Origin of the sequence: Mesorhizobium sp. M0518, assembly GCF_040321125.1 — a bacterium.
Taxonomy (GTDB): Bacteria; Pseudomonadota; Alphaproteobacteria; order Rhizobiales; family Rhizobiaceae; genus Mesorhizobium.
Genome location: NZ_JAMYQY010000009.1, coordinates 227,388 through 252,806, shown reverse-complemented (window position 1 = coordinate 252,806; position 25,419 = coordinate 227,388). Strand labels below are relative to the sequence as shown.

At 59.8% G+C, this 25,419-nt stretch carries 20 protein-coding genes; 14 read left to right on the top strand and 6 right to left on the bottom strand.

Translation table 11 applies throughout. The annotated features are described in order from the left end of the window. The first annotated feature begins 156 nt into the window (after positions 1–156). From NKI66_RS15865 to NKI66_RS15855, 3 genes are read left to right on the top strand one after another with little or no spacing between them, the layout of a single operon-like run. Positions 157–2,871 (top strand): ABC transporter transmembrane domain-containing protein, encoded by a 2,715-nt coding sequence (locus NKI66_RS15865; RefSeq protein WP_352722834.1) that lies wholly within the window; start codon positions 157–159, stop codon positions 2,869–2,871. 34 nt (positions 2,872–2,905) lie between these two features. Next, complete coding sequence (locus NKI66_RS15860) at positions 2,906–3,352, top strand: cyclic nucleotide-binding domain-containing protein (RefSeq protein ID WP_031212612.1); 447 nt, start codon at positions 2,906–2,908, stop codon at positions 3,350–3,352. 23 nt (positions 3,353–3,375) lie between these two features. Next, positions 3,376–4,230: an MBL fold metallo-hydrolase gene (locus NKI66_RS15855; protein WP_023809545.1), complete on the top strand. Its 855-nt coding sequence runs from the start codon at positions 3,376–3,378 to the stop codon at positions 4,228–4,230. A gap of 1 nt (position 4,231) precedes the next feature. Here NKI66_RS15855 and NKI66_RS15850 read toward each other — a convergent pair whose 3' ends face one another. Together NKI66_RS15850 and NKI66_RS15845 are read right to left on the bottom strand one after the other, a co-directional pair. Next, entirely contained in the window at positions 4,232–4,993 is a 762-nt protein-coding gene (locus tag NKI66_RS15850) for a polysaccharide deacetylase family protein (RefSeq protein WP_023809546.1), read from the bottom strand. Beyond that, entirely contained in the window at positions 4,990–6,078 is a 1,089-nt protein-coding gene (locus tag NKI66_RS15845; RefSeq protein ID WP_023809547.1) for a glycosyltransferase family 4 protein, read from the bottom strand. Before NKI66_RS15845 ends, NKI66_RS15850 begins: the two co-directional genes overlap by 4 nt. A 74-nt stretch (positions 6,079–6,152) precedes the next feature. On the opposite strand from NKI66_RS15845, the gene NKI66_RS15840 reads away from it, so the two are divergent. From NKI66_RS15840 to NKI66_RS15805, 8 genes are all read left to right on the top strand, one after another. Next, on the top strand, positions 6,153–7,334 hold the full coding sequence (locus tag NKI66_RS15840) for a DUF3095 domain-containing protein (RefSeq protein ID WP_081734769.1): 1,182 nt from the start codon (positions 6,153–6,155) through the stop codon (positions 7,332–7,334). Positions 7,335–7,513: 179 nt separating this feature from the next. Beyond that, on the top strand, positions 7,514–7,618 hold the full coding sequence (locus tag NKI66_RS15835) for a hypothetical protein (RefSeq protein WP_023809549.1): 105 nt from the start codon (positions 7,514–7,516) through the stop codon (positions 7,616–7,618). A 535-nt stretch (positions 7,619–8,153) separates the two neighbouring features. Further along, positions 8,154–9,488 carry an adenylate/guanylate cyclase domain-containing protein gene (locus NKI66_RS15830; RefSeq protein WP_352442503.1) on the top strand — a complete coding sequence of 445 codons (1,335 nt, stop codon included), beginning with the start codon at positions 8,154–8,156 and terminating at the stop codon, positions 9,486–9,488. Between the two features lie 157 nt (positions 9,489–9,645). Continuing rightward, positions 9,646–11,541, top strand: a complete 1,896-nt coding sequence (locus NKI66_RS15825; RefSeq protein ID WP_023809553.1) for an ABC transporter ATP-binding protein — start codon at positions 9,646–9,648, stop codon at positions 11,539–11,541. After that, entirely contained in the window at positions 11,538–13,436 is a 1,899-nt protein-coding gene (locus tag NKI66_RS15820; RefSeq protein WP_023809554.1) for an ABC transporter substrate-binding protein, read from the top strand. The genes NKI66_RS15825 and NKI66_RS15820 overlap by 4 nt, the downstream gene beginning before the upstream one ends. 2 nt (positions 13,437–13,438) lie before the next feature. Further along, the gene (locus tag NKI66_RS15815; RefSeq protein ID WP_023809555.1) at positions 13,439–14,437 is read left to right on the top strand and encodes an ABC transporter permease; all 999 of its coding nucleotides are present in this window, start codon (positions 13,439–13,441) and stop codon (positions 14,435–14,437) included. Next, positions 14,434–15,615 (top strand): ABC transporter permease, encoded by a 1,182-nt coding sequence (locus tag NKI66_RS15810; protein ID WP_031212616.1) that lies wholly within the window; start codon positions 14,434–14,436, stop codon positions 15,613–15,615. The genes NKI66_RS15815 and NKI66_RS15810 overlap by 4 nt, the downstream gene beginning before the upstream one ends. 207 nt (positions 15,616–15,822) lie before the next feature. After that, positions 15,823–16,302: a class I SAM-dependent methyltransferase gene (locus NKI66_RS15805; protein ID WP_023809557.1), complete on the top strand. Its 480-nt coding sequence runs from the start codon at positions 15,823–15,825 to the stop codon at positions 16,300–16,302. Between the two features lie 124 nt (positions 16,303–16,426). Here NKI66_RS15805 and NKI66_RS15800 read toward each other — a convergent pair whose 3' ends face one another. Further along, entirely contained in the window at positions 16,427–17,842 is a 1,416-nt protein-coding gene (locus tag NKI66_RS15800) for an adenylate/guanylate cyclase domain-containing protein (RefSeq protein WP_023809558.1), read from the bottom strand. Positions 17,843–18,031: 189 nt separating this feature from the next. Here NKI66_RS15800 and NKI66_RS15795 point away from each other — a divergent pair, with 189 nt between their 5' ends. The 3 genes from NKI66_RS15795 to NKI66_RS15785 all read left to right on the top strand — a co-directional run bounded on the left by NKI66_RS15795 (position 18,032) and on the right by NKI66_RS15785 (position 20,849). Further along, entirely contained in the window at positions 18,032–18,871 is an 840-nt protein-coding gene (locus tag NKI66_RS15795; RefSeq protein WP_023809559.1) for a hypothetical protein, read from the top strand. 74 nt (positions 18,872–18,945) lie between these two features. Next, positions 18,946–19,470, top strand: coding sequence for a GNAT family N-acetyltransferase (locus NKI66_RS15790; protein WP_352630582.1), 525 nt, complete (start codon positions 18,946–18,948; stop codon positions 19,468–19,470). Continuing rightward, on the top strand, positions 19,470–20,849 hold the full coding sequence (locus tag NKI66_RS15785) for a hypothetical protein (protein WP_031212620.1): 1,380 nt from the start codon (positions 19,470–19,472) through the stop codon (positions 20,847–20,849). The genes NKI66_RS15790 and NKI66_RS15785 overlap by 1 nt, the downstream gene beginning before the upstream one ends. A gap of 306 nt (positions 20,850–21,155) precedes the next feature. Here the strand turns inward: NKI66_RS15785 and NKI66_RS15780 are convergent, their stop codons facing one another. From NKI66_RS15780 to NKI66_RS15770, 3 genes are read right to left on the bottom strand one after another with little or no spacing between them, the layout of a single operon-like run. After that, a complete protein-coding gene (locus NKI66_RS15780) occupies positions 21,156–22,226 on the bottom strand; it encodes an adenylate/guanylate cyclase domain-containing protein (RefSeq protein ID WP_128303844.1) in 1,071 nt (356 codons plus the stop codon). Positions 22,227–22,229: 3 nt separating this feature from the next. Beyond that, a complete protein-coding gene (locus tag NKI66_RS15775) occupies positions 22,230–22,724 on the bottom strand; it encodes a Rab family GTPase (RefSeq protein ID WP_023809564.1) in 495 nt (164 codons plus the stop codon). A 13-nt stretch (positions 22,725–22,737) separates the two neighbouring features. Further along, the gene (locus NKI66_RS15770) at positions 22,738–25,416 is read right to left on the bottom strand and encodes an OmpA family protein (protein ID WP_128303843.1); all 2,679 of its coding nucleotides are present in this window, start codon (positions 25,414–25,416) and stop codon (positions 22,738–22,740) included. Between the last annotated feature and the right edge of the window lie 3 nt (positions 25,417–25,419).

The window sequence follows — 25,419 nt, the reverse complement described above, 5'->3', positions numbered from 1 at the left end:
AAGACGATGCCGCCAGCCGTTTCGCCGTTGCACGGTGGCGAAGGGGGCCGATTGCGTCTGTCCCGACCAGCGGCGTCCATCCGCGAAGACATTGCCGATACATCGTTTGCCAGCAGGTGCTTTCACCGCCTGCATCCTCCAAACTGACAGTCGCATATGGAACCCAGCCTAGCCCGCTATATCTGGACGCACACCCGGAAGCAGCAGATCTGGATATTGATGATCGTCCTGCTTTCGATGATCCCATATTTCATGTCCTTCGACCTGCCGAAGCTGATCGTCAACGGCCCGATCCAGGGGAAGGGGTTCGAGCAACCCGGCACGACCCTGCCCTTCATGAGATTGCACTATAACCTGCCGTTCATTGGCGAGGTCCAGTTCTTCTCCGGTTTTCAGCTTGACCGCAAGGAGACGCTGCTTGCCCTGAGCCTTGTGTTCCTCTTGCTGGTCGTCATCAACGGCCTGTTCAAACTCTACATCAACACCTACAAGGGCCGCCTCGGCGAACGCATGCTGCGGCGTATTCGCTTCGATCTGATCGATCGTGTGCTGCGGTTTCCGCCGATTTACTTCAAGCGGGTGAAATCCGCCGAAGTGGCGACCATGGTGAAGGATGAGGTGGAGCCGCTGGGCGGCTTTATCGGCGATGCCTTCCTGCAGCCGGTGCTGCTCGGCGGCCAGGCGCTGACGGCCATGCTGTTCATCATGGTCCAGAACGTCTGGCTCGGAATGATAGCGGTGGTGATCGTGATCATCCAGATCGTACTCATCCCGCGGATGCGGCGGCGGCTGCTCGTGCTTGGGCGCCAACGGCAGTTGACGGCGCGCGCGCTTTCTGGCCGGGTTGGCGAAATCGTTGACGGCATCGGCGCGGTTCACGTCCACGATACGTCGAACTACGAGCGCGCCGACATAGCTGCTAGGCTAGGGCTCATCTTCAAGATCCGCTTCGATCTTTACCAATGGAAATTCATGGTAAAGTTCCTCAACAATTTTCTCGCACAGCTCACGCCCTTTCTGTTCTACATGATCGGCGGGTATCTGGTCATCGGGGGCCGGCTGGACGTCGGCCAACTCGTGGCGGTGATCGGAGCCTACAAGGACCTGCCCGGACCGATGAAGGAACTGATCGACTGGGATCAGGATCGGCAGGATGTCCAGGTCAAATATCAGCAGGTCGTTGAACAGTTCACCGTCGAGGATATCATTGCGCCGGGAATCGCGGCACTGACGATCGACGATCCCGGTCCGATGACAAACCCGCTGTCGGCGGTCGGTCTCTCCATGGCAGACGATGGCGGTGCAATGCTCCTCAACCGTGTCTCCATGCAGGTCAAGCCGGCTGAGACGGTGGCGCTGGTCAGCACCCCGACAGGCGGAGCGGAGGCGCTAGCAGAAGCCTTCGCGCGTCTGAACTGGCCAGAGAGTGGAAAGGTCGCTTCGGGCGCCGATGACCTGCTTGAACTCCCCGAAGCCGTGACCGGCCGGCGCATGTCTTACGCCTCGTCGGATGTTTTCCTGTTCCAAGCAAGCCTGCGCGATAACCTGCTCTACGGGTTGAAGCATGCACCGCTGACATCGGTGACTTATGACGGCGCCGCGGCAGACCAGCAGCGCTGGAATATGGACGAGGCGCGCCGGTCGGGCAATCCGGATTTCGACGTCCATAGCGACTGGATCGACTATGCTTCCGCCGGTGCTACCGGCCCGCACGACCTCTTTGAAGCGGTGCGCCGGGTGCTCGACGCGGTTCTTCTGTCGCGCGACATTCTGGATCTTGGCTTGCGCTCTTCGGCCGACCTCACGCGTCACACGAAGCTCGCCGGGCGGATCGTCGAACTGCGTGCAGCGCTGCGAACCCGGCTGGAACAGGAAGGGCTGCGCGAACTGGTGGTTCCTTTCGAGCCGGGCGCTTACAACACGGAAGCGACGATCGGCCAGAACTTGCTTTTCGGCGCCGCCGCCGGCCCCGAACTGGCCGACAAGGCTCTGGCGGCCAATCCCTACTTTGCTTCCGTGCTGAAGCAGGCCGGCCTCGACAGCACGCTCTACGAGATGGGCATGGAGATCGCCGAACAGGCGATCGAGCTGTTTGCCGACCTGCCGCCAGATCACCAGTTCTTCCAGCAGCTCGCCTTCATGAGCGCCGAGGAGATCCCCGCCTACGAGACCTTGCTGCAGCGGCTCAAGAACCGCCCCTACGAGGCGGTTTCGGAGGCCGACCGCGCCATGATCATCACCTTGAGCTTTGCCTATATCGAGCCCCGGCACCGCTTCGGCCTGCTGACCGACGAGTTGATGAGCAAGATCGTCGCCGCACGCAACCAGTTCTATGAAAACCTGCCGCCCGAACTGCACAACGCGATCGAACGGTATGATCCTGCCAAATACATTGCCGCGGCCACCGTCATGGACAATGTCCTATTCGGCCGTGTGGGAAACAACCATCCCGACGCCCCGGACCGCATACGCTCCATCGTCTATGACATTCTTGACGAGCTGGGGCTCTATGCCGAGCTTCTGGATGTCGGCCTGGACTTCAACGTCGGCGCCGGTGGAAGGCGGCTGACCGGCGGACAGCGACAGAAGCTCGATGTTGCCCGGGCTCTGCTCAAGCGTCCCGATTTTCTCATTCTCAACCGGCCGCTGTCGGCGCTCGACCAGCGCATTCAGGACAAGGTGCTGCGAAACGTGCTCGAGGAAGCCAGACGCGACGGCCATTCGCCGGCAATTGTGTGGGTCGTGACGAGTCCGGCAATGGCGATGATGTTCGATCGCGTTATGGTCTTTGACTCGGGTCAATTGGTGGAAGACGGTACACACGAGACACTTTTGGCAGAGAACGGTATCTTCAAGGAACTTCTGTCATAGTCTGGCAGACGCGAATTTAGGAAGGTTTGCGACAATGCTGCTCAAGGATGAAGTTGGAATGCTGCAACGCGTTCCCTTGTTCTCTGGCATTGAGCCGGCAAAGCTCAAGCTGCTCGCGTTCACATCCGATCGCGTGAATTACAGCGCCGGCCAGATTCTTTTCCGGCAGGGCGACGAGGCAGACGCTGCCTATGTCATCCTTTCAGGCAGGGCGGATATTCTGGTCGATTCCGACAGCGGGCCGATGAAAGTTGCCGAACTGCTGCCAAATTCGATTGTCGGCGAGATCGCCATATTGTGCAACAGCTCCCGCACTGCCACCGTCAGCGCGGCAAGTGATCTGGAGGCCTTGAGAATCCGCAAGGATCATTTCCTGAGGCTTATGAAGGAGTTCCCGGAAATGACCATCGAGATATTGCGGGTTCTTGCCGATCGGCTAAGCCATACGACCGCGGATCTGATCGACGCACGAAGCGCCTAGAGCTATGATGGGCCAAAGGTAGCATGGACGACGATTTTTTCCTGGTCAGATTTTGGGGCGTGCGCGGCAGCATTGCTGTATCCGGGCCAGAATTCGCTCGCTATGGCGGCAACACAATCTGCATTGAGATGCGATGCGGCAAGCATACGCTTCTGTTCGACGCAGGCTCTGGCCTGCGGCCTGCCGGCAAGGCGCTTCAGGCGTCGGATGTGACCGATTTCGACCTGCTTTTCACCCATTGCCATTACGATCACATCATCGGGCTGCCGGCTTTTGCGCCTATCTTCGACCCGAGCGTCAAGCTTACGCTTTGGTCCGGGCATCTTGCAGGACGCATGACGACCCGGCAGATTATCGATGAGTTCATACGGCCGCCGTGGTTTCCGGTGAAAATGAACGTCTGCAAGGCAAATCTCGACTGCCGCGATTTCGTATCCGGAGACGTGCTTCGGCCGCGCGAAGGGGTGGTGGTTCGGACCGGCAGTCTCACCCATCCGGGAGGCTGCATAGGCTACCGGATCGAATGGGGCGGCCGCGTCGTGGCGGTGATCACCGACACCGAGCACGAGCCGGACAAACTCGATCAGTCGGTGCTCGACCTGATCGAAGATGCCGACCTCGTCATTTACGATTGCACCTACACCGAGAAGGAAATGGAACGCCGCCGCGGTAACGGTCACTCGACATGGCAACAGGGCGTCAAGCTCTGTGAGGCGGCCGGTGCACGGGCGCTTGCGCTGTTTCACCACGATCCGACACGCACCGACGAGCAACTGGACGAGATGGAGAAGCTGGCCAAGGACAGGTTTGCCGGCGCTTTTGCCGCGCGGGATGGCCAGATGCTCAAGTTCCCGGTCTCATCGCACAGAAAGCGCTGAGCTATTTTCCTTTACCCGCGTGGCGCCCGATCAATGTCCTGATCGGAAGCCATGCACAGGGTTCAGCCTGTGCGGTGACTGTCAACAATCGTTCGAGGAAAAGCCAGGCCGATTCATCATGTACAAGATGGTGGGTGAGCAGGCCGATCGGCTCGCCGTCGGATGCATGCTGCAAGTGTGCGATGATAGCCTGGACCAATACACCATGATCGCGGCAGCCGCGCGTGCCATGCCAATCCATGATGTCGACATTGCTGTTGATGACCGCCAATGAAGCCGGCTTCGGCGGCCCATAGACTGACAAGGCCGCAAAACCTATCGATCCAAGGTCGGATACCACGCCGGCGTCGATCCTGTTCCAGGGCGGCACCAGCATCGGAACGGCACGTGCGCCGTGCAGGCCGGTTACTCGCGACAGTCCGCGAGCCAGATCATCGAGCACCGCCTCGCGTGGCCGATGCGCGCCGAGCTCCTGCTTTTTCTGGTCCTCGGGCGCATGAGTCCGGTGCGCCCAGCCATGGATGGCGACCGTGGCATGCGGGGCCTCGTCGAGCCGGGCGACAAGCTTCGCGTCGGTCAGGGCCGGAATGACGGCCAGAGTGACCGGAACCGCGAATTCACCGGTGAGGTCGAGCAGCCGATCAAGCGCAGGCGTCGGATACACGGCGTCGTCGTCGCGCAGCCAGAACTCCGCCTTGCGGCCCGCCCGTTGCAGGCGCGCCAGCTCTTCCACCAAGGGCTGCCAGATCGGATCGGACGTCATGAGACCGGGACCTTCGCAATAAGTTCGGCCAGACGCGCAGCTGCGCCACCGAGGGAACGTTCTTCGAGAACGAAACGCCGGGCTTCCGCGGCCATGATGGTTCTTTCGTCGTCCCGGGCCAGAAGCCTTTCAATGGCGGAAGCGAACGCCGCGACATCGCCCGGCGGGGTGAGAAACCCGGTCTGGCCATCCCGCACGACCTCCGGCACGCCGGCGATGTCCTGAGCCACCACCGGAAGGCCGGCGGCCTGTGCTTCAAGATAGGCAACGCCGTAGGCCTCGCCATAACCCGGCCAGACATAGATTCCCCCGGTGTAAAGGACATCCGGCACGGCGGCAGGCTCGATCGAGCCGATCCATTCGATACGATCGGCGGGCAAGCCGGCGAATTGCGCTTCGACCTCGTCGCGAGCTGGCCCGTCTCCGACGACCGACATGGTCCAGGGCATATGGCCGATCAAGCCGAGCGCTTGCGCCAGCATGCGATAGCTGCCCAGTTTGTCGCCCGGGCGCATCATGGCGACGGTAACGAGGCGCGTCGGACAACCCCGTGCCGGGATTTCCCGGAATGCCGATATGTCGATGAAGGGCGAAAGCATACCGAAAGCGGCCTTGGGAATAGCATCCGCCAGTCCCTGACGATCCCTTTGGGTGAAGCAGATGTTCAGAGCCGCTTGTTCGATGGCTCGCGCCACCAATGCTTGGCTATCGGCCCACAAGCCGGCATTGCGTCGCCTGGAATAGGAGGCTTCCGCTGTCACATAGGGGACAGCAAAGGCCGACGCCAGCTCCGGCCCGATCAAGTCGGGCGCCTTGTAATAGGGATGGTAGGTGAACCAGAGATCGGGCTTGCCGTCACGATCCCAAAGCTTGGTCAGCCGCGCGGCTTCCTCTGCGGCCTCGATCTTGAGTGCCTCGAAACTTTTCGACTCCGGCTGGCGTAGATAGAAGCGCAACTCAGATGCCAATTCGACGCTATGCCCTCCGTACTCCAGCGCTTTGACAAGCATCCGTGCCATCTGGCGGTCGCCGGAGACAACGGGATGATTGGGTGACTTCAGCGGCGCGTAGAAGGCAATTCGCATCGCGCGACCCTATCATCGGAAAGCCTGCGCAAGTCAATTTCCAAGCGTGATCGACTTCACCTTCAAGTCGTGGAATGTGCTATCTGATGGCCATGGAAACAGCTGTCGCGTCCGACCCTTTTGTCGCTTCTTTGCCGGTCTTCGCAAAGTTCGAAAGCGTTGCCGATATCGATAACTATCGGCCCCTCCCCGATGGCTGGGCGCTGGCCACTGCCGACATTGTCGGCTCGACCAAGGCGATCGAGGCGGGGCGCTATAAAACCGTCAATATGGCCGGCGCAAGCGTCATTTCGGCGCTGCTCAATGCGCTGGGTCGGCAAGATCTCCCCTTTGTCTTCGGCGGCGACGGCGCACTCGTGGCGTTTCCCGGCTCGGCGCTGGAGATCGCCCGCAACGCGCTGGCGGCCGTCCAAAGATGGGTGGCGGACGAACTGGGCCTGACCTTGCGCGCCGCGATCGTGCCGATAGGGGACATAAGGGCGCAGGGCCTCGACGTTCGCGTGGCGAGGTTCCAGGCCTCCGAAGCGGCCTTCTATGCCATGTTCGCCGGCGGTGGCGGCAGTTGGGCGGAAGCTGAGATGAAAGCGGGGCGCTACCGCATCGATCCTGCGCCGGTCGGCGCGCGGCCGGATCTGACCGGCCTTTCCTGCCGTTGGAACCCGATCGAAGCACGGCATGGCGAAATCGTCTCGATCATAGCCACACCGGGGGCGTCGCGCGACTTGCGCGGGTTTCAGTTTCTGGCTTCCGACATCATCGCCCTCGCCGGCAGGCAGGAGCGCGATGGCCACCCGGTGCCGGTGGACGGCCCGGGCTACAGTCTGCTGCCCGCCGGCCTGGATGTCGAGGCGCGGGCGATGGCCACGGCAGGATGGCGGTGGCGGTCGAAGCTGTGGATCGTGTTCCTGATGACGCTTACGGCTGTAACCGATCGATTTGGCTGGACGATTGGCCGTTTCGATCCGAAGGTCTACAAACGCGAGGTGGCCAGCAATTCGGATTTCCGAAAGTTCGACGACGGCTTGAAGATGACCATCGACGTTGACGCGGATGTGCTGCATCGGATCCAAGACCGGCTGAAGCAGGCGGAAGAGGCGGGCATCTGCAATTATGGCCTGCACCGCCAGAAGTCGGCCTTGATGACCTGCCTCGTCATCTCGCCGCTGCAGCGCGATCATGTTCATTTCATCGATGGCGCCGCCGGCGGCTACGCGATGGCTGCCGCAAGCCTGAAGGCGAAGGCGCCGGTCTGCTGACTGCTTGCGGAAATCGATTTCCGCAATATGCCCTCACTCATGGTTCTTGGCACCGGTGAGCCGCGCCATGGGAGCGGGTAGCCTGTCCGAATTGACGGGAAAGCAGATTTTTGGACGCCTAACGATCAACATATGACCGTCTTCTGAACCGGATTTCGAGGTGCGTCGCGCAAGTCGGCGTGATCGGACCGAGCTATGTCGGGTTGCCGCTGTCGGTTGCGATCGCACGCGCCGGGTTCCCGGTTTCCGGCTTCGACATCGAAGCCCGGAAGGTCGATGCCTGAGCAACGGCCAATCCTACTTGAGGCAGTGACGTCGACAGCCGTGCCGGCCGGGCGGTTCCGCACCACTGCGGATTTGCCGAACTAGCCGTCTGCGATGCCATCATAATCTGCGTTCCGACACCGCTGACGAAACACCGGGAGCCGGAGAGGATCCCCGAAGGATCCGATGCTGTCGTCGTGGCAACCTACCACGACGCGATCGACTATCAGGCGATCGCTGATCACGCTCCTCTGGTCGTCGACACACGCAATGATTTTGGCCGCCTCGGGCTGGTCCAAGCGACAGTGGTGGTGAAGGCCCGACCATGTCTGAGACGGCGAATTCTTTGCCCGATGTCAGCATCGAGATTGCACTCCGCCGGAAGCCTCGCCACATAGGGTTCCAGGTGATAGATGCTGTTTACGCCTGCTTCCTTCCTGCAAGGAGTTATTTAGGAAATTCTTCGCCGGCTTTCGTCGCCGAAGCCGGCTTCACTGCCTTCACTTGTGTGGCGGATCAAAGGAGATGGCTCGTCTTCGACGGGTTTGAGATAGCATGAGCACAGCGCAAGCAGAAGTTTCCACCATTCTCATGGATAAAGTTGCCGACTGGCTGAGCCAATCGGCGCTGGCGGGCAACGACCTGGAAACATTGGTAAAGGGCTTTTGTGAACGGTTGGCTGCTGCCGGCCTGCCGCTGAAGCGGGTGCATTTGAGCTTTTCGATGCTTCATCCGCTCTATGACGCGCTTGGTTTTACCTGGCTTCGCGGCCAGGGCCTGGAAGTGGAAGGCTTCCGCAGTGAGAACGGCGTTCATTCCGACAGATTCCTGACCAGCCCATACTACCATCTGCTCAGCAACAAGCTCGACCACCTGCGGCGCCGGCTTGACCCCTCGGTGCGGTCGGAGTTTCCTGTTTTCGACGACCTCAGGCGTATGGGCGTCACCGATTACATGGCATTCGTGCATCCCTTCAACGGCGATACCAGCCAGGGCATGATGGGGTCGTGGTCGACCGACAGTGCGTCTGGCTTCAGCGACGGCATGATTTCGGCGCTATTGCGGATCCAGAACTATCTCGCTATCGCCACCAAGATGGCGGTGCTCACGAAGCTCGCCGACAACATGATGACCACTTATCTTGGCGGCGACGCCGGCAGACGTGTGCTGGACGGCCAGATCAAGCGCGGCGAGGGTGACACAATCCGGGCCGCACTGGTCATGGGCGATATGCGGGGGTCGACAAGGCTTGCCGAAACCTCCGGTCGCGAAATCTACATCGATACGCTGAACCAGTTTTTCGATGCCATCGCTGCACCTTTCAATCGCAAAGGCGGGCAGATCATGAGTTTCCTGGGGGATGGCTTCATCGCCGTCTACCCCTGCGAAAGGCATCGCTCGCAGTCCGAGATCGCCTGCCAGGCTGCTCTTGCGGCAGCGCACAAGGCCAGCGCGCGCATGATGGAGCTCAATCTGCGCAGAAAGGAGCAGGGGTTGGGCGACATAAAGTTTGGTATCGGCCTGCATGTCGGCAATGTGATGTTCGGCAATGTCGGACTTACCGACCGGCTGACATTCTCTGTCTTCGGCTCGGCTGTAAACGAGGTCCAGCGTCTCCAGACCCTGACCAAGAAATATCCGCACAGCGTTCTCGCCAGCAAGGACTTCGCCAGCTATTGCGGCGACAACAGTTGGCTGACGCTCGGCACGGAGGAACTGGCGGGTATCAAGCAGAAGCTGACGGTGCTTTCACCCGATTTGTCGGGTGCTCTCGCGCTCGATGAAGACGCTGCGCCGATTCAGGACCGGATATCGGACGCCGAGCAGGTCATGCTGCTTCATCGCGATGCCGCGCGGTTGTCGGCAAGCGACCGGAGGAAGCTCCAGTAACCGACACGATCCGGTCCGAAAGCCTTGGTGTGCAGCCCGGTCGCCGGTTCCGTCGCGGAATTCGATTCGAATCCAAGTTGCTCTAGGCTGGCAATACGCTAGTCTCGCTTTTTGGGTCTGCCGCCCGGCAGACTGCCAGAGTGGGGCTGGTGTGAGGATGAATTCGGGCATTGATCTGCTGCGGATCGAGGATCTTGGCATCTCTTTTGCCATGATCGGGGGACCGTTGCATGCCGTCAGACGCGCAAATCTCCGCGTCCTGCCCGGCAAGGTTACCGCGCTTGTGGGCGAGTCCGGTTCCGGAAAATCGGTTCTCAGCCAGGCAGTGATGGGCATTTTGCCGAATACGGCCCACGTTCGCGGCCGTATCCTGTTTTCTGATCCTGAAAAGCCCGGCACGACGCAAGACATCCTGCAGATGCAGCGTGACGGAACCGAAATCCGGGCGTTGAGAGGCAGCCGCATCGGCAAAATCTTTCAGGAGCCAATGACATCGCTCTCGCCGCTGCACACGATCGGCAACCAGGTCAGCGAATCCTTGCAGATTCATACGCCTATGGCTCGGGCGGAGCGCAAGGCGCGGACCGAGGAAATGCTCGGCCTTGTCGGCTTCCCCAATCCCAAGCGCGCCTACGACATGTATCCATTTGAACTTTCGGGAGGATTGCGGCAACGCGCCATGATCGCCATGGCGCTTATCTGCCGGCCTGCTTTGTTGATCGCCGACGAGCCGACGACGGCGTTGGACGTCACCATCCAGGCGCAAATCCTGCAATTGCTGCGCGGGCTTCAGACCAAGCTGAACATGGCGATGCTGCTGATCACGCACGACCTCGGCGTGGTCGCCAATGTCGCCGACGAGGTGGTGGTCATGTACCATGGCGAGATCATGGAAATGGGGCCTGTCGAGGCGATATTCCGCCGGCCGGGCCACCCTTACCTGAAGGGCCTAATGGCAGCCGTTCCGCATTTCGACCTGAAGCCCGGTGAAAGGCTAAAGGCGCTCCGCGAGGTGCCGGTGAATGTCGGGAACCTGCTCGGCAAGCAGACTGCCCCGGCATCGAAGGGGCCAGACGACATCCTGCTGTCGGTAAGGGATCTGACTAAGACCTTCACCATCCGCAAGTCAGGATGGTTCAGCGGGGGTCATCAATCCTCTGTTCGCGCCGTGGACGGCGTGAGCTTCGACATCAGGCGGGGTGAGTGTCTGGGTCTGGTCGGCGAAAGCGGCTGTGGCAAAACAACCGTCAGCAAGATCCTCATGCGGGCCATTACCCCCAGCGGCGGTTCTGTGATCTTCAACGGCCGCGATGGACCGACCGACGTCCTGGGCGCAGAGGGAGATGCCCTGCGCATATTGCGCGCGAAAATCCAGATGGTCTTCCAGGACCCGGTTTCGTCGCTTTCACCTCGCATGACGGTGGAGAACATCTTGAGCGAGCCGCTGGAGATCCATGAGCGTGGCAATGCGGCGTCCCGACTCGCCACGGTCAAGAGCCTGATGCAGGCAATCGGGCTCGATCCGCGCTTCATCAAGCGTTATCCGCACAGTTTCTCCGGCGGGCAGCGTCAGCGCATCGGCATCGCGCGCGCATTGGCGCTGGGGCCTGAACTCCTGATCTGCGACGAGCCGGTTTCGGCGCTCGATGTCTCTGTCCAGGCGCAGATCCTGAATCTTCTGAAGGACCTGCAAAAAGAACTGGGCCTGACCTACCTGTTCATATCCCACAATCTGGCGGTGGTGGACTACATGGCAGACCGCATCGCGGTGATGTGCGGCGGGCGTATCGTCGAGCTTGCGCCGCGCGAAATTCTGCTCAGGAAACCAATCCACCCCTACACGCGCTCCCTGGTCGCCGCGGTACCTTTCCCCGATCTCGACCGGCCGATGGATTTCAAGACGCTGAAGCTCGGCGGCGCTTCTGACACCAGCGCATGGGGACCACAATTCCGCGAAGAAGGCGACGAGGATGTCCTGGCGCCGCTCGATCTTGGCGGCGGCCACCTCGTGCTGGCCCGACGTTCGGCCGATGTCAGCGAGTTACGCCATTGATCAGCCGTCGCACCGTCCTTGGCGTGATGGCTTCGGCACTCCTGCCGGGCACGTCGCGCGCTGGCGACCTGGAGCCGGAATTTCTTCGGCCGCAGCTGACGGCCAGGGCGCTGCCAGCACTCACCGAGCGCCTGCCCAAGAGCCCGCGCGCCTTGAATCTCGCCACGATGGGCCGGCAGCCGGGCCAATATGGCGGCACGCTGCGTACGATCATCGGCAGCCAGAAAGATATCCGGATGATGACGATTTACGGATATTCTCGCCTGGTCGGCTACGACGAAAAGCTTAGCTTGCAGGCCGACATTCTCGAAAATTTCGACGTCGCGGATGATCGCATCTTCACGTTCAAGATACGAGAAGGACACAAATGGTCCGACGGCAGCCTGCTGACGCCGGAGGATTTTCGCTATTGTTGGGAAGATGTCTGGCTGAACGATGAGCTTTCGCAAGGCGGGCTCGCCCCGACCCTGATGGCGGACGGCAAGCCGCCACGCTTCGAGATCGTCGATCCGTTGACGGTGCGCTATAGTTGGGATGCGCCCAATCCCGACTTCCTGCCCAAGCTCGCTGCCGCTTCGCCGATATCGCTTGTTCTGCCATCCGCCTATCTCAAGCAGTTCCACAAGAAATATCAGGATCCATTCCGGCTCGCCGGCCTGATGAAGGAGAACCGGACCCAGAAATGGACGCTCCTGCATATCCGTATGTCGCGGCAATATCGCCCGGAGAACCCGGAACTGCCGACGCTCGACCCCTGGCAGAACCGAACCAAGCCGCCGGCCGAGCAATTCATCTTCGAGCGCAACCCCTTCTTTCATCGGACAGACGAGAACGGCCGGCAACTGCCCTATGTTGACCGAATCATCATGAATGTCAGCTCATCGGCGATCATCTCCGCGAAGACCGGGGCGGGCGAGAGCGACCTGCAATGCATGGGAATTGACTTCAGCGATTACTCCTTCCTGAAGGACGCGGAGAAGCGCTATCCGGTGAAGATGCACCTGTGGAAACGCACACAGGGTTCTCGGCTGGCGCTGCTGCCGAATCTGAATTGTGCCGACCAGGTGTGGCGTGGCCTTCTGCGTGACGTGCGCGTGCGCCGCGCACTTTCGCTCGCCGTGGACAGGCGCGAGATCAATATGGCCGTGTTCTACGGATTGGCGCAGGAAAGCGCCGATACGGTTTTGTCCGAGAGCCCGCTCTACCGGCCGGAATTCGCTAAAGCTTGGGTTGCCCATGATCCCGACCAGGCCAACGCGCTGCTCGACGAGGTCGGGCTTCTGGCACGTGACGATGACGGCCTGCGGATACTTCCCGATGGACGCTCTGCCCAGATCATCGTGGAAACCGCCGGCGAAAGCACGCTGGAAACCGACGCGCTCGAACTCATCACCGATCACTGGCGAAAGATCGGCATCGCCCTGTTCATCCGGACTTCGCAGCGCGACATCTTCCGCAGCCGCGCGCTTGGCGGCCAGATCATGATGTCGATGTGGTCGGGCATCGACAATGGCGTGCCGACCGCCGACATGAACCCGAGTCAGTTGGCCCCCACAATCGACGATCAGCTGCAATGGCCGCTCTGGGGTGCTCACTACTTGTCTCATGGCAAGATGGGCGAGGCGCCCGATCTTCCTGCAGTGATCGAGTTAATGGTTTTGCTCAAGCGCTGGAACGCATCGACCGAAGCGACAGAGCGCGCCGAAATCTGGAATTCGATGCTGTCGATCTACACCGATCAGGTGTTTTCGATCGGGACCGTGAACGGAACGCATCAGCCGATTCTGGTGTCCTCACGGCTGCGCAATCTGCCTGACAAGGCGCTCTTCGGCTACGATCCGACCGCCTATTTCGGTGTCTACATGCCGGATACATTCTGGCTTGGAGAGTCCTGAGCGTGCTTCGATATATTGTCTGGCGCATTACTGTGATGGTTCCAACGCTGCTGGTGATATCAGCGCTGGTGTTCACGATCATCGAACTTCCCCCCGGCGACTATTTCGACAGCTATGTCGCCGAGCTTCGGGCACAGGGCGAAGGGGTGGATTCCGATCGCATCGAGATGATGCGCAAGGAATATGGTTTCGACAAGCCGCCGATCATTCGTTACTTCTATTGGGTCGGCGGGATGCTGCACGGCGATTTCGGCTATTCCTTCGAGTATGAGTTGCCGGTTCGCGACGTCGTCGGGGACCGAATGTGGCTGACTGTGCTGGTTTCCTTCGTCACGATCATCTTCACTTGGCTCATCGCCTTTCCGATCGGCATGTACTCCGCGACGCATCAATACAGTTGGGGCGATTACGGCCTGACCTTTTTTGGCCTCCTAGGCCTTGCCATTCCGAACTTCATGCTGGCGCTGATCCTGATGTATTTCGCCAACATCTGGTTCGGCACGTCCATCGGCCATCTCATGGACCCGCAATATCTCAGCGAGCCGATGAGCTGGGCCAAGGCGAAGTCGATACTCTCCCATCTCTGGATCCCGGTCTTGATCATCGGCACCGGCGGCACGGCAAGCATGATCCGGCGGCTGCGCGCCAATCTGCTCGATGAGCTACACAAGCAATATGTGGTGACCGCGCGCGCCAAAGGTCTTCATCCGTTCAGGGCGCTGGTCAAATATCCGCTGCGCATGGCGCTCAATTTCTTTATTTCCGACATCGGCTCCATCCTGCCGGCCATCATCTCCGGCGCCGAAATCACCGCGATCGTGCTGTCTTTGGAAACGACCGGGCCGATGCTGATCAAGGCGCTGCAAAGCCAGGACATGTATCTGGCGGGGTCGTTCCTGATGTTCCTCGCCTTCCTGACGGTTATCGGCGTCCTGATTTCCGACCTGGCGCTGGCGCTGCTGGATCCACGAATTCGTTTGCAGGGCGGCAGCACCAAATGAAAACGGATTCGCCGCTCCCCGCACCGAGTGCTCCACTAGAACACTATGTTTCCAGCGCGCCCTTTGACCTGCAGTCGGTCGAGGCGATGACGGTGGAGCAGTCGAAGGTCTTTCAGGCGTCGCAGTTGCGGCTGATGTGGTGGAAATTCCGCTTGCACCGGCTCGCCCTTGTATCCGGCATATTCCTGGTAGTGCTTTATTTCGGGATATTAATCTGCGAGTTCCTGGCGCCCTACAACCTGCACACGCGCAACATGGACTACATCTATTCGCCGCCGCAGCAGGTGCACCTGTTCCACAACGGCCAGTTCGTCGGGCCGTTCGTCTATGGCCGCCAGATGACGCTGGACATGGACACGCTCAAGCGGAACTACATCGACAACCAGGACGATGTTCAGCGGCTCCGTTTCTTCTGCAAGGCCGATCGTTACCGGTTCTGGGGCCTGATCGAAGGTGACAGGCATTTTGTCTGCGCTGCCGAAAACGGTCAGCTTTTCCTGGCGGGCACCGACCGGCTGGGGCGCGACGTGCTCTCGCGCATGATCTATGGCGCACGCATTTCACTGACAATCGGCCTCGTCGGCATCAGTTTCAGCTTCCTGCTGGGCATCGTCATCGGCGGACTGGCCGGTTATCACGGCGGTATCTTCGACCTGATCGTTCAACGAATAATCGAAGTTCTGCAATCGATTCCCAGCATTCCGCTATGGTTGGCCCTGGCGGCGATCATGCCGATAACCTGGAGCCCAATCCTGATCTATTTCGGCATCACCGTCATCCTCGGAGTGCTCGACTGGACCGGACTGGCGCGGGCCGTGCGTTCAAAGCTTCTGGCCTTGCGCGAGGAAGATTACGTTCTCGCCGCGCAGTTGATGGGCGCCGGAAGCAGCCGCATCATTAGGCGGCATCTCATTCCCGGCTTCATGTCGCATCTGATCGCGACGGCGACGCTCTCGATTCCTGGCATGATCCTGGGCGAGACGGCGCTGAGCTTCCTCGGGCTCGGCCTGAGGGCGCCGATAACCAGCTGGGGAATCCTGCTCACCGAGGCGCGCAGCGTCAGCGTGATCGCGTTCTATCCATGGCTTCTCCTGCCGATGCTCCCCGTCATTCTCGTCATCATGGCGTTTAACTTCCTCGGTGACGGCTTGCGGGACGCCGCAGATCCCTACAAGTGAGGTCGTTATTTTGCCGCGCGCCGTGCCGCCTATTCCACCCGGTATGATCCTTGCCGGCTGCCTGTACGGTTGTTGCAGTGTTCATCGTCCGCCTCTATATGTTCCGACACGTGATCGAGTTTGGCACTACGCCTTCGGGATACACCCGTGAACAGTTCGTGTCGGAGGCATTGCCGATCTTGAGCTGGTTCAGGACACACAAAGCATATGAGTCGCCTTGAGAATTTCATCAGCAGGATGACCGCACAGCGCGACATTCTCGACCAAGTCTGCGTCGAGGTGGCGAAGATGGAGGGGCTTGTGCTCGAGCTCGGCCTCGGCAACGGACGGACGTTCCACCATCTGCGCGAGCGCCTGCCCGGGCGCCGGATCGTGGTGTTCGACCGCGAAGTCGGTGCACATGCCAGCTCAATTCCCGAAGCCGAAAACCTCGTGCTCGGCGAAATACGCGAGACGGCCCGCAAGTTCATTGGCATCGAAGCCGCCCTTGTTCATGCCGACATCGGCACCGGCTATGACGATCGCGATGCAGTGACTGCTACCTGGCTTCCCGATCTGATTGCGAGCCTGCTTCGCGTCGGCGGCTTCGCGGTCAGTGGCACGCCGCTCGATCACCCGCTGCTGCAACGCCTCCCGGCGCCGACTTCAGAGCCCGCCGATCGTTATTTCCTCTGCAAGCGCGTGTGAGCGGCCGAGAGCCCTCATCTTTTCACGCAAACGATGCTCTACCGCAATTCCAAGGGAAAGTGCTAGGCGCTTTTCCCGAAAACCGTTTACACTTCCTTGGAATTGCTCTGGACGGCCCAATTGCTCAGGGGATTGTATACACCGCTATCTCCCGCTCGATGCCGCGCAGCGAGACTTCGTGAAGCACGGGCGTCAGAGCGTTCCTGCGCAACAGATCGGCGGTGAGATTGTCGTCGACCACTGCACGGGTGGCGAAGATAGCCTGTGCGTTGGCCAGGTTCTGGACCCGTGAAGCAATGTTGACCGTCTGGCCGAAATAGTCCTGTCGCTCGTTCATGGACACGGCGATGCAGGGGCCGGCATGGACACCGATCTTGAGCAGCAGATCCTCGCGCCCGCTTCTGTCATTGAGCGCACGCATGGCATCACGCATCCTGAGGGCCGCAGCCATCGCGCGATCAGGCGTCGCGAATGTCGCCATCACCGCATCACCGATGGTCTTCACCACCGCGCCTGCCTCCGCCGCGACGATCTCGTGCAGAACCTGGAAATGCACGTGCACGAGATCGAAGGCTGAAAGGTCGCCCACCCGCTCGTAAAGCGCGGTCGATCCGCGCAGGTCGGTGAACAGGAAGGTGAGGCTGGTGATCTTCAGGCGCTGGTTGATGTCGAGCGTATCCGTACGATAGAGGTCGCGGAACGTCTGGTTGGTGAGCAGGCGCTTGGCGGTCAGAAAAGGCCGGCGTTTGCCCAGGAGATTATGCAATGCCTCGCCGGCGATGAAGACTGCCGGCAGCACGCGGGTGTCGGTCCTGTTTTCCAGCGAAATACGCAGCGGACCGGGTAGCATTTCCAGTGTCTGGTTCTGGACATGGTCGCGGTCGAAAGCCAAAGACAGGCTTCGCCGCTCTTTTGTTGGTTTGCCCTTCGCGTCGATGAACTGCGCTGAATGGGTGACCGGCTCGAAGACGATGATGAATTCGGGCGGAAGCTGTATAAGCAGGACGGCCTTTTCACCCGGCGCCAGCTCGATATCCTCCAGCGAGAACGCTCCTATGTTTTTCGCCAGATCCTCTTCCGGCAGATCGACGCCGGATCCCCAGTAAATCTGGCGAAAATATTCCACCAACGGCAGTTCGTGTGGATTGTGGGCGGCAATCCTGCGCACGCGAGGGCTGACGGTGAATGTCACCTCGACCATCTCATCAAGGGTCGGCGAATAGCCTTCGGAGCATAGCGCGCAGGTGTATTCGTCCTTCTGCAGGGTTTTCAGCGTAGCGTTGGTGTCGAGCACGCCGCCACAGCCGGGGCACAGAACATTCCATGAAATGTCGAAGATGCCCACCCGCGCCGCATGGAGGAAGGCGCTTATGGCGCGTTCCTCGTCGAGGCCATGCTTGCTGGCGAAAGCCGGCACATTGATGCGGCAAAGTTCATAATCCTTGCCTTCCGCGATGGTCCGCCGGATCGCGTCGATTGCCTGGAGATCGACATCGGTTGATTGCCGCAAAAGCGAGAACAGATCCTGAATTTCGGTCATCGTGCAGGCTCCGGAAAATGCGCCCCCTAGGTGGTTCACCGGAACCGGTCTTTGTTCCGAGCGCTCCATCTTACTTCGAAACGGATCGTACGGCCATTCGAATGGCAAAGCCCGCGCGACGGTTCAATTTCCGTCGGGATTTTCACCGATCGCAAGCGGCACTATGGTGAGTCCATGGGGTATTCATCTTTGGGACTTTCTCCCGCGCCGACACCCGGCAACCCGCCATTTCCCGCGGCCCTGCGGCTTTTCTCGGCGGGAGTCATCATCGTCCTGATCGTCGGCGCCGGCCTGTTTTTCGCGCCTGCGCTGGTCAAGCCGCGCTGGCCCTGGGCCGTCACGCCGTTCAATGCCCGCTTCCTCGGCGGCTTCTACACCGCCGAAATGGTCGTGATGGCGGCGCTGCTGGTCTGGAACCGCTGGTCGCCAGGCAGGCTCGTGCTTGTCATGGCCTTCATCTTCACCGTCATCGTGTCGGCGGCTTCGTTCTTCAGTCTCGGCTATTTCAACTTCGAGCGCAAAGCGCCCTGGCTCTGGTTCTTGGTCTATCTTGCTTCGGTCGCGGTATCCGGATCGTTCCTTTGGCGGGCCAGGGGCCGTCCTTCCGCAAAGGGCGTGACCTTAAACTCTGCATGGCGCGGCTACATGTCGATGGAAATGGTGATCCTCGGGCTCTATGGCGTCGGTCTGTTGCTGTTTCCCCTGACATTCGGCGGCTTCTGGCCGTGGCCGATCGACGCCTTCCACGCTCAGGTCTACAGCGCCATCTTCCTCGCCGGAGCGGGCGGCACATATCTCGTCAGGAAAAGCGCGCCGCGCGAAGAGCTGCTGGTGCTCGGTCTGGCGCAGTTTCTGGTCGGCTTGTTTGCCATCCTTGGCCTTGTCATCACCGAGGCCGCAGTGCACCGGATCGACTGGACGGCGACGGGAACATTGTGCTGGCTCGCCCTTTTCGGCTGGATCGGAATCAGCGGCATCTTCAAACTCTACGCCGTCTCCTGGTACTTCAGCGCGCAATCGGCATCATAGGATGATGAGATGGCTGGATTTTCAGATGATGTCCGGTGCATCGTGCCGGGCCCATTGCCTTTGCCGGGAAAGCCATGACCAGCACGACCTCGCCATTCGCAAAGAAAATCCAGCCGCAACTCCGGGCCATTCGGCCAAGCGATGCGGAGGCGCTTTGCGCCATCTTCAACATGCCGGGCTTCCGCTGGGGCACGCTCAGGATGCCATTCGAGATGGTGGAGCAGGTAGAACGGCGTATCGCCAAGTCCGGCCAGGAAACCACCTGGATCGTTGCCGAGCTGGACGGCAAGGTCGTCGGCCATGGCAGCCTGGTCGTGCAGGGTTCGCCGCGCCGTTCGCACATCGGCGAGATCAATATCGGCCTTGACGATGGCTTTGTCGGCAAGGGTATCGGCTCTGCCATACTTGGCGCGCTGCTTGACGTGGCCGACAACTGGCGCGCCCTGAAGCGAGTCGAATTGACCGTCTATGCCGACAATGAACCGGCCATCCGCCTCTACACAAGCCACGGCTTCGAGGTCGAAGGCCGGCATGTGAAGGCCGGCTTTACCGAAGGGCGGTATCACGACCTTCTGAGCATGGCCCGGCTGCGGTTCTGATGACCACGGACTTTGATCCGACCCTTAAGGCTCCGGTGGATGTTCTGGCAGTGCTATCACTGCTCTGCCCGGAAGTCGTGCGTGACATCGAGCAGAACTGGAATGCACCGGTTTCCGAATACGCCCGCCATCTGTGGCGGCCGGTGGCAAGGCCTGCATCGAGTCCGGCGATCGCTGCCCGTTCGATCCTGCTTGATATACTGCATCAGCGCCTTGATTTGATCATGCAGCCTGAAGAGGTCGGCAAGGCCCTTGAAGAATTCGACCACAGACCGGTGATTCAGTCCGGCCTCCACTGCCTGCTTCTGATGGACCGGATCACCTTCGATGCCCTCCTGTTTGCCTGGCTCGGCGCGGTCGAAAACGGGCTGTCGGCCTTCGTCGGCTTCATGGGAACGACGATGACCATGGAGACAATTGGCCGGGAGGGGCCGGGATGGCTCGATGTCGGCGACGACAAGGTCAACTTGTTTGGCATGGGGCGCCACAAACTATGCCGCAAAAGCGCCTGCGCGGCCGGCCCGGTCACCCTCAACAAGCGGGCGCTCGAAGCGGTGGGCGACGAAACGGATGCCAGCCGCTGGCTGGGCACACTGCTCGCCAGCCAGGACAAGGTGTTTGGAACCGCCGCCGATGCACTGACAGAACTCAACGAGGATCTGGTCGCCGATTGGGATCGTTCCGGCATGGCTCGGCCGGTGTTCATCGATGACCGGCTCGCGGCTTCCGTCGTGGCGCGGCATCTGGACCATGACAGCAGCCTTCTTTCCAAGCTGCTCCTTGAGCCCGCAAGGCGTCAGCGTCTCGAACGTACCCTGCAAGAGACCGAATCGAGCCCATTTGGCAGATTCCTGCCCAATGCCACGGCCTATTTCTGGGGCATTCGCGAGGAGCGCGTGCGCAAGCTCGTCCTCGAGAACGGGCACCTGATCGAGCCTGAAAGGCCGAATGGTCTTTCCATCCCGTTCGAGCGGGCGCATCTCAAGCAGGCGCTGCTGGACGGCGTGCTGCTGCCGAACTTGTTCCTGACGTTCCTCGTTCTTGCCATATTGCCGCGCGTGCGGGTCGTGGGCGGCCTGAGGCAGATCGGTTATGTAGCGCTTTTCCATTCGATCCTGCTGGCCGCGCTGGATGAAACCGCGCCGGAAGAGCGCGGTCTGGCTGCCGAGTTGCAGGTTCGGGAAAATGCCTGGGGCACCCGGGTCATCGATGAAAAAATGTCGGTCCGCGAACAGGTTGCCGGCCTGCCGGCAGGGAGGCTGTTTCCTGACCTGCTCGGGCACTACCGTTCGCACACCTTTGCCGAGACGACCGACGACCTGAAACTGGTTCGTGAAAACGCCCGATGGCGCAAGATAGGCCGAGCCTTTGGCGTCTGATCCGGGCCGCATGCCCTCATTTGTCATTGCACTATTCCGGCCTTGCGGAGCCCGTCGACCGTGAGTTCGATATCGGCAGGGTTCTTGTAAGGCAAGACTTTGCGACGGTATTCCAGCGAATAGTCAGGATTGACGCGAGCAGTTCCTGCCATGCCGCCCACGCGTGGGGAAAACGGCCCAGATGGCCGTAACTGTCGTTGCGAGCCAGCCCCAAGTCGCCCAATGAGGGTCACTAGTTGGGTCAAATCTTTGCGTTGATCATTTGCGGCTTGAGATGCAGTGCGCTCCAGGATCGGCAACCGGAAATCAGGCTGGGAGCCGCCACATTCGTACACGACCTGCACCACGCAATTCCGTTTCCTCAAGTGGGTCGCAAGCAAATTTTGGCCCAAGCAGTTGGCGCGTTGCATCGGAGATACGGATTTCACCGGGCTCCGCGGACGTTTGAATACGTGAGGCGAGATTAACGGTCTCGCCCCACAGGTCATAGGCGAACCGCCTTTTGCCTATGACGCCAGCGACGATCGGTCCCGAGTGAATTCCAATTCTCAGCCTTATCGGTTCTCCTGCGAAGAGTTCGCGCTTGACCGCCTTGCGCAGTTCAACTGCATAGTGCGTGAGGGCTCGTGCATGATCGGATCGCGCGGTGGGCAGGCCAGCGACCACCATGACACAATCGCCGATAGTCTTGATCTTTTCGCAGCCGTGTCGTTCCGAGAGCCTATCCGCCGCCTTGAAAAAGTAATTCAAGATAGCGAGCGTAGTCACCGCTCCGACGCTGCGCGCTCTTTCGGTAAAACCGACGATGTCGGCAAAAAGCACACTCACCTCCGCGTGGTTGTCGGCAATTTTCTTTTGCGCTTTCAACCGCTTCGCGATCGACGCCGGAAGAATGTTGAGGAGCAGGGATTCCGCGCGCTGGTATTCACGCGACAATCCCTCCTGACTCTTCCTCAACGCCTCATTGGCCGAATGTAACTTCTCGTTGAGTTGGCGCTCCCTCTCTTGCAGAAGAGTCATTTCATAAGCCTTCTGTTGAAGCCGCTGCTTGTTGTCGCGTTCGGCAGTGGCATCAAGAAAGAGCAGCCACACGCAGTCATCATCAGCAAAAAGATGAAGGTCCGCGACACGCCCGCTGGGCAGTTCGACCATAGGCATATGAAATGGAAGCTCCGGGCAAGGCAGCAAACCTTCCATGAATTCAAGCTGGTCGGCTACAGGCTTACCGATGCGAAGGCATGAGAGCCCGTAATGTTCAACGTTACCGCCCTTCGCCGCTGTCCGCAGCTGGGCGTCAATTTTCACATACGCAATAGCACGCTCGTTGTAGAAGAAATCGTAAATCCAGCTTCCGACCTCTCTTGGCAATCTTTGCATGGTCTATTTGGTGACCATCGAAGCGAGTTTAAGAAACGCATCATCGACATGCTCACCCGAGAGCGCACTTGTCAGATAGACTTGCCATCCGCGTTGCCTCAGTTCGTCAATTTCTCTATCTGGTATTACCCACCGATCGGCCAGATCTGATTTGTTGAAAAGCAGTACGAACGGCATAGCACCGAATTCAGCCTCGACCCGCTCGCGCAGCGTGAGTGCAGCGGTAAGGGTAGCGGCGCGGGTTCCATCGACGACAAGCACGAGGCCTGTCGCACCTCGCACATGGCTGACGCGGAATGAGCCGATATCATCTTCGCCGGCCAAATCCCATAAAATCAGATCCACTGTTTTGTCCGGGAGTGCGACACTCTTTTTGTCGATTTTCACTCCCACCGTGGTCAAGTAGGTCTCTGAAAAGATGCTTTTCACAAACCTGCGAACCAGGCTCGTCTTTCCAACAGAGAACCCGCCCAACATACAGATCTTTTTTTGCAACATCTTGGGCTCCGACCTAGTCCAAGTTTACCGTAACGGAAACCCGGCGATTGGTGGAGCTACCAGCCTGACTATTTTCAGGCACCGCCGGTTCAAAGGTGCCCGCGCCCCGAACCAGCAGCAGTTCCGGGGCGACGCCGCGCTTGTTGAGAAGCGCACGAACTGTCTCGGCACGGGCGGCGCTGATCGACGCGTTGGCCGTCTCACGGCCCGTGGTGTCCGAATGGCCGGTCAACATGAACCGCGCAGTTACGCCTGACTTGCGGGCATTTTGGGCGAATTCCTTTATTTGATCCGCCAATCTGTCGAGAACCGGCGTCTGCTCTGGTCCCGGCACAACTTTGCCGGAAGAGAAGAAAATGTCGGTCGTCTGGATAGACTCTCTCAAATGATTGAGCTCTGCAAGGTCCAGCTCACGCAGTTGCGAGACATCCAGAACCACTCCGTCCGCCGAAAGTTGTTCAGCGGCGGCCTGCGCCCGGTTGATCCAGGCGGCAGGAGCCTCGCCCACGACAACGATGCGACCCTGGATGATCGAAAGTCGGACCGATTTCGGCGGCGTCAGCGACGCCGTCAGCCGCTTCACCACAAACTTCGGATCAAGGCTCTGGTAGAATTGCCACTGTGAATGAACGCGGGCAGGATCGACCTCCGTTCCGGACAGCAGAGCTTGCGGGTCGGCGGCAAGCGGGTCTCGCAGGCCGGAAATATAGAAATGTCCACCCCTGGTCGATTGTTGGGCGACGACAATTCCCGGTTGGGCCTCAAGTCGCGACACATAATACTGCCAGTGCTCCGCCGCGCGTGCTTCGGGGCTCACATCACGAACCTTGGAAATGTCGAATTCCGGTCCACCTGCCGAAAGCTGTCGGGCCGCTGCGCGCGCCCGATCTATCCAGGTGTCGGGAGCCTCGCCCTCGGCAATGATGCGATTATTGACGATCGAAAGTCGTACTGTATCCGGTGGATACAGCGACGCCGTCAGCCGTTTCAACACGAACTCCGGCTCAAGGCTCTGATAGAATTGCCATTGTGAATGAACCCGGGCGGGATCGACCTGCGTTCCAGACAACAGCGACTGCGGGTCGTCGGCAAGCGGGTCTCTCAGGCCGGCAATATAGAATCGGCCATCGCGTATTTTTTGTTGTGCAACGATGATGCCCGGCTGGGCCTCCAGTCGCGACACGTAGGCCTGCCAGCGCTTCGCCTCGAGTACTTCGGGGCTTACGTCACGAACCTTGGAGATGTCGAATTCCGGTCCGCCTGCCGAAAGCTGTCGGGCCGCTGCACGCGCCCGATCTATCCAGGTGTCGGGAGCCTCACCCTCGGCAACGATGCGCTCATTGTCGATTGATAGTCGTACTGAATCCGGCGGAGCCAGCGACGCCTTCAGCCGCTTCAGCACGAACTCCGGTTGAAGGCTCTGATAGAATTGCCACTGCGAATGAACCCGGGCGGGATCGACCTGCGTTCCAGACAACAGCGACTGTGGGTCGGCGGCAAGCGGGTCTCTTAGGCCGGCAATATAGAATTGGCCGTCGCGCGCCTGTTGTTCGGCAACGATGATGCCCGGCTGGGCCTCCAGTCGCGACACGTAGGCCTGCCAGCGCGACACATAAGCCTGCCAGCGCTGCCCGGATTGCCAGGAAAGAAAGAACCAACCGCCTGCCAGAATCAAAAACAGCAGGGCCACGGCGGCCACCAGCCACGGAAATCCCTCGTTTGATTCCTCCTGCTTCTGCTCCACGCAGGTCCGCAATTGCGCCTCTACCCCGGCCAACTGCGAACTGTCGCCGTCAAACTCTACTAAAGCCTGTGAGCATTCCTCATGGATGCGAAGCAATACATCGCGAACTATTTCATGCAATTCCTCTGGCGGATTTCCCCGGATCACCGAAACCAGGGTCGCAAACGGTCCAACTTCCGACCAGAGACGAAGGTCGCCAAAACGGATAGTGTCCAGGCCGCTCTGCTCTCTCTCGTTGAATGAATCTTTCACAAAATCTTGAATTGCACTAAGCATCGACGAAATCAGCTGGGGATCTTCGCTCGTCGCATTGTCGGCAGCTACATGCGCTATCAAAAGCCCGGAATTACGATTAATGAGAAAGGCATGCTCTACACGATAGATAAGAGAATGCTTTAGGACAACTTCCGAGAAGCTCGCACCTGTCCTCCAAGCTTCAAATCTCCACTTGAGCCCATGCCAGGTAAATATATGTCTTAAAGTTTCATTCAGTGACTGAAATGTCTGGTCGATCTTTTCCCCGATCGACTTGCGGATTGCCGGCAGAAACACCGGGTATAATATATCCGTCAGCGTGCGCGGGCTCTTCTGGATTGACCGTTGCACAGCCCGTTCGACAGCTGGCGCAAGCGCCTCGCCGAGCTGCGCATGAGTCGCTCGCGCGACCGCAATGGGAAGAACATCGCCCACCGCTGCCGCAAGCTGCTCGGGTTCGTCCAGCAGATGCGTAACTCGTGAAAGCTCCGAAATTTCGCGGCTGACCAGCAACTGGCGCAGCGTTTCCATGCGAGGATCGGCGGTTGGAACTCCGTCGAAACGCGCACGATAGTCCGGATCAACGTTCCGGGCAATTTCGACCAAAAGACGAGCCAGAGCCTCGCGATCAATTTCTGTATCGTTCGAGGCTGCTCTTTGTGGAAGACTGATTGGGTCGACGGTTGACGTCAAGGT

Bases quoted from the DNA above. Each gene is read 5' to 3' on its own strand.
- NKI66_RS15865 (WP_352722834.1), top strand. From the start codon at position 157: ATGGAACCCAGCCTAGCCCGCTATATCTGGACGCACACCCGGAAGCAG.
- NKI66_RS15860 (WP_031212612.1), top strand. From the start codon at position 2,906: ATGCTGCTCAAGGATGAAGTTGGAATGCTGCAACGCGTTCCCTTGTTC.
- NKI66_RS15855 (WP_023809545.1), top strand. From the start codon at position 3,376: ATGGACGACGATTTTTTCCTGGTCAGATTTTGGGGCGTGCGCGGCAGC.
- NKI66_RS15850 (WP_023809546.1), bottom strand. From the start codon at position 4,993: ATGACGTCCGATCCGATCTGGCAGCCCTTGGTGGAAGAGCTGGCGCGC.
- NKI66_RS15845 (WP_023809547.1), bottom strand. From the start codon at position 6,078: ATGCGAATTGCCTTCTACGCGCCGCTGAAGTCACCCAATCATCCCGTT.
- NKI66_RS15840 (WP_081734769.1), top strand. From the start codon at position 6,153: ATGTGCTATCTGATGGCCATGGAAACAGCTGTCGCGTCCGACCCTTTT.
- NKI66_RS15830 (WP_352442503.1), top strand. From the start codon at position 8,154: ATGAGCACAGCGCAAGCAGAAGTTTCCACCATTCTCATGGATAAAGTT.
- NKI66_RS15825 (WP_023809553.1), top strand. From the start codon at position 9,646: ATGAATTCGGGCATTGATCTGCTGCGGATCGAGGATCTTGGCATCTCT.
- NKI66_RS15810 (WP_031212616.1), top strand. From the start codon at position 14,434: ATGAAAACGGATTCGCCGCTCCCCGCACCGAGTGCTCCACTAGAACAC.
- NKI66_RS15805 (WP_023809557.1), top strand. From the start codon at position 15,823: ATGAGTCGCCTTGAGAATTTCATCAGCAGGATGACCGCACAGCGCGAC.
- NKI66_RS15800 (WP_023809558.1), bottom strand. From the start codon at position 17,842: ATGACCGAAATTCAGGATCTGTTCTCGCTTTTGCGGCAATCAACCGAT.
- NKI66_RS15790 (WP_352630582.1), top strand. From the start codon at position 18,946: ATGACCAGCACGACCTCGCCATTCGCAAAGAAAATCCAGCCGCAACTC.
- NKI66_RS15785 (WP_031212620.1), top strand. From the start codon at position 19,470: ATGACCACGGACTTTGATCCGACCCTTAAGGCTCCGGTGGATGTTCTG.
- NKI66_RS15780 (WP_128303844.1), bottom strand. From the start codon at position 22,226: ATGCAAAGATTGCCAAGAGAGGTCGGAAGCTGGATTTACGATTTCTTC.
- NKI66_RS15775 (WP_023809564.1), bottom strand. From the start codon at position 22,724: ATGTTGCAAAAAAAGATCTGTATGTTGGGCGGGTTCTCTGTTGGAAAG.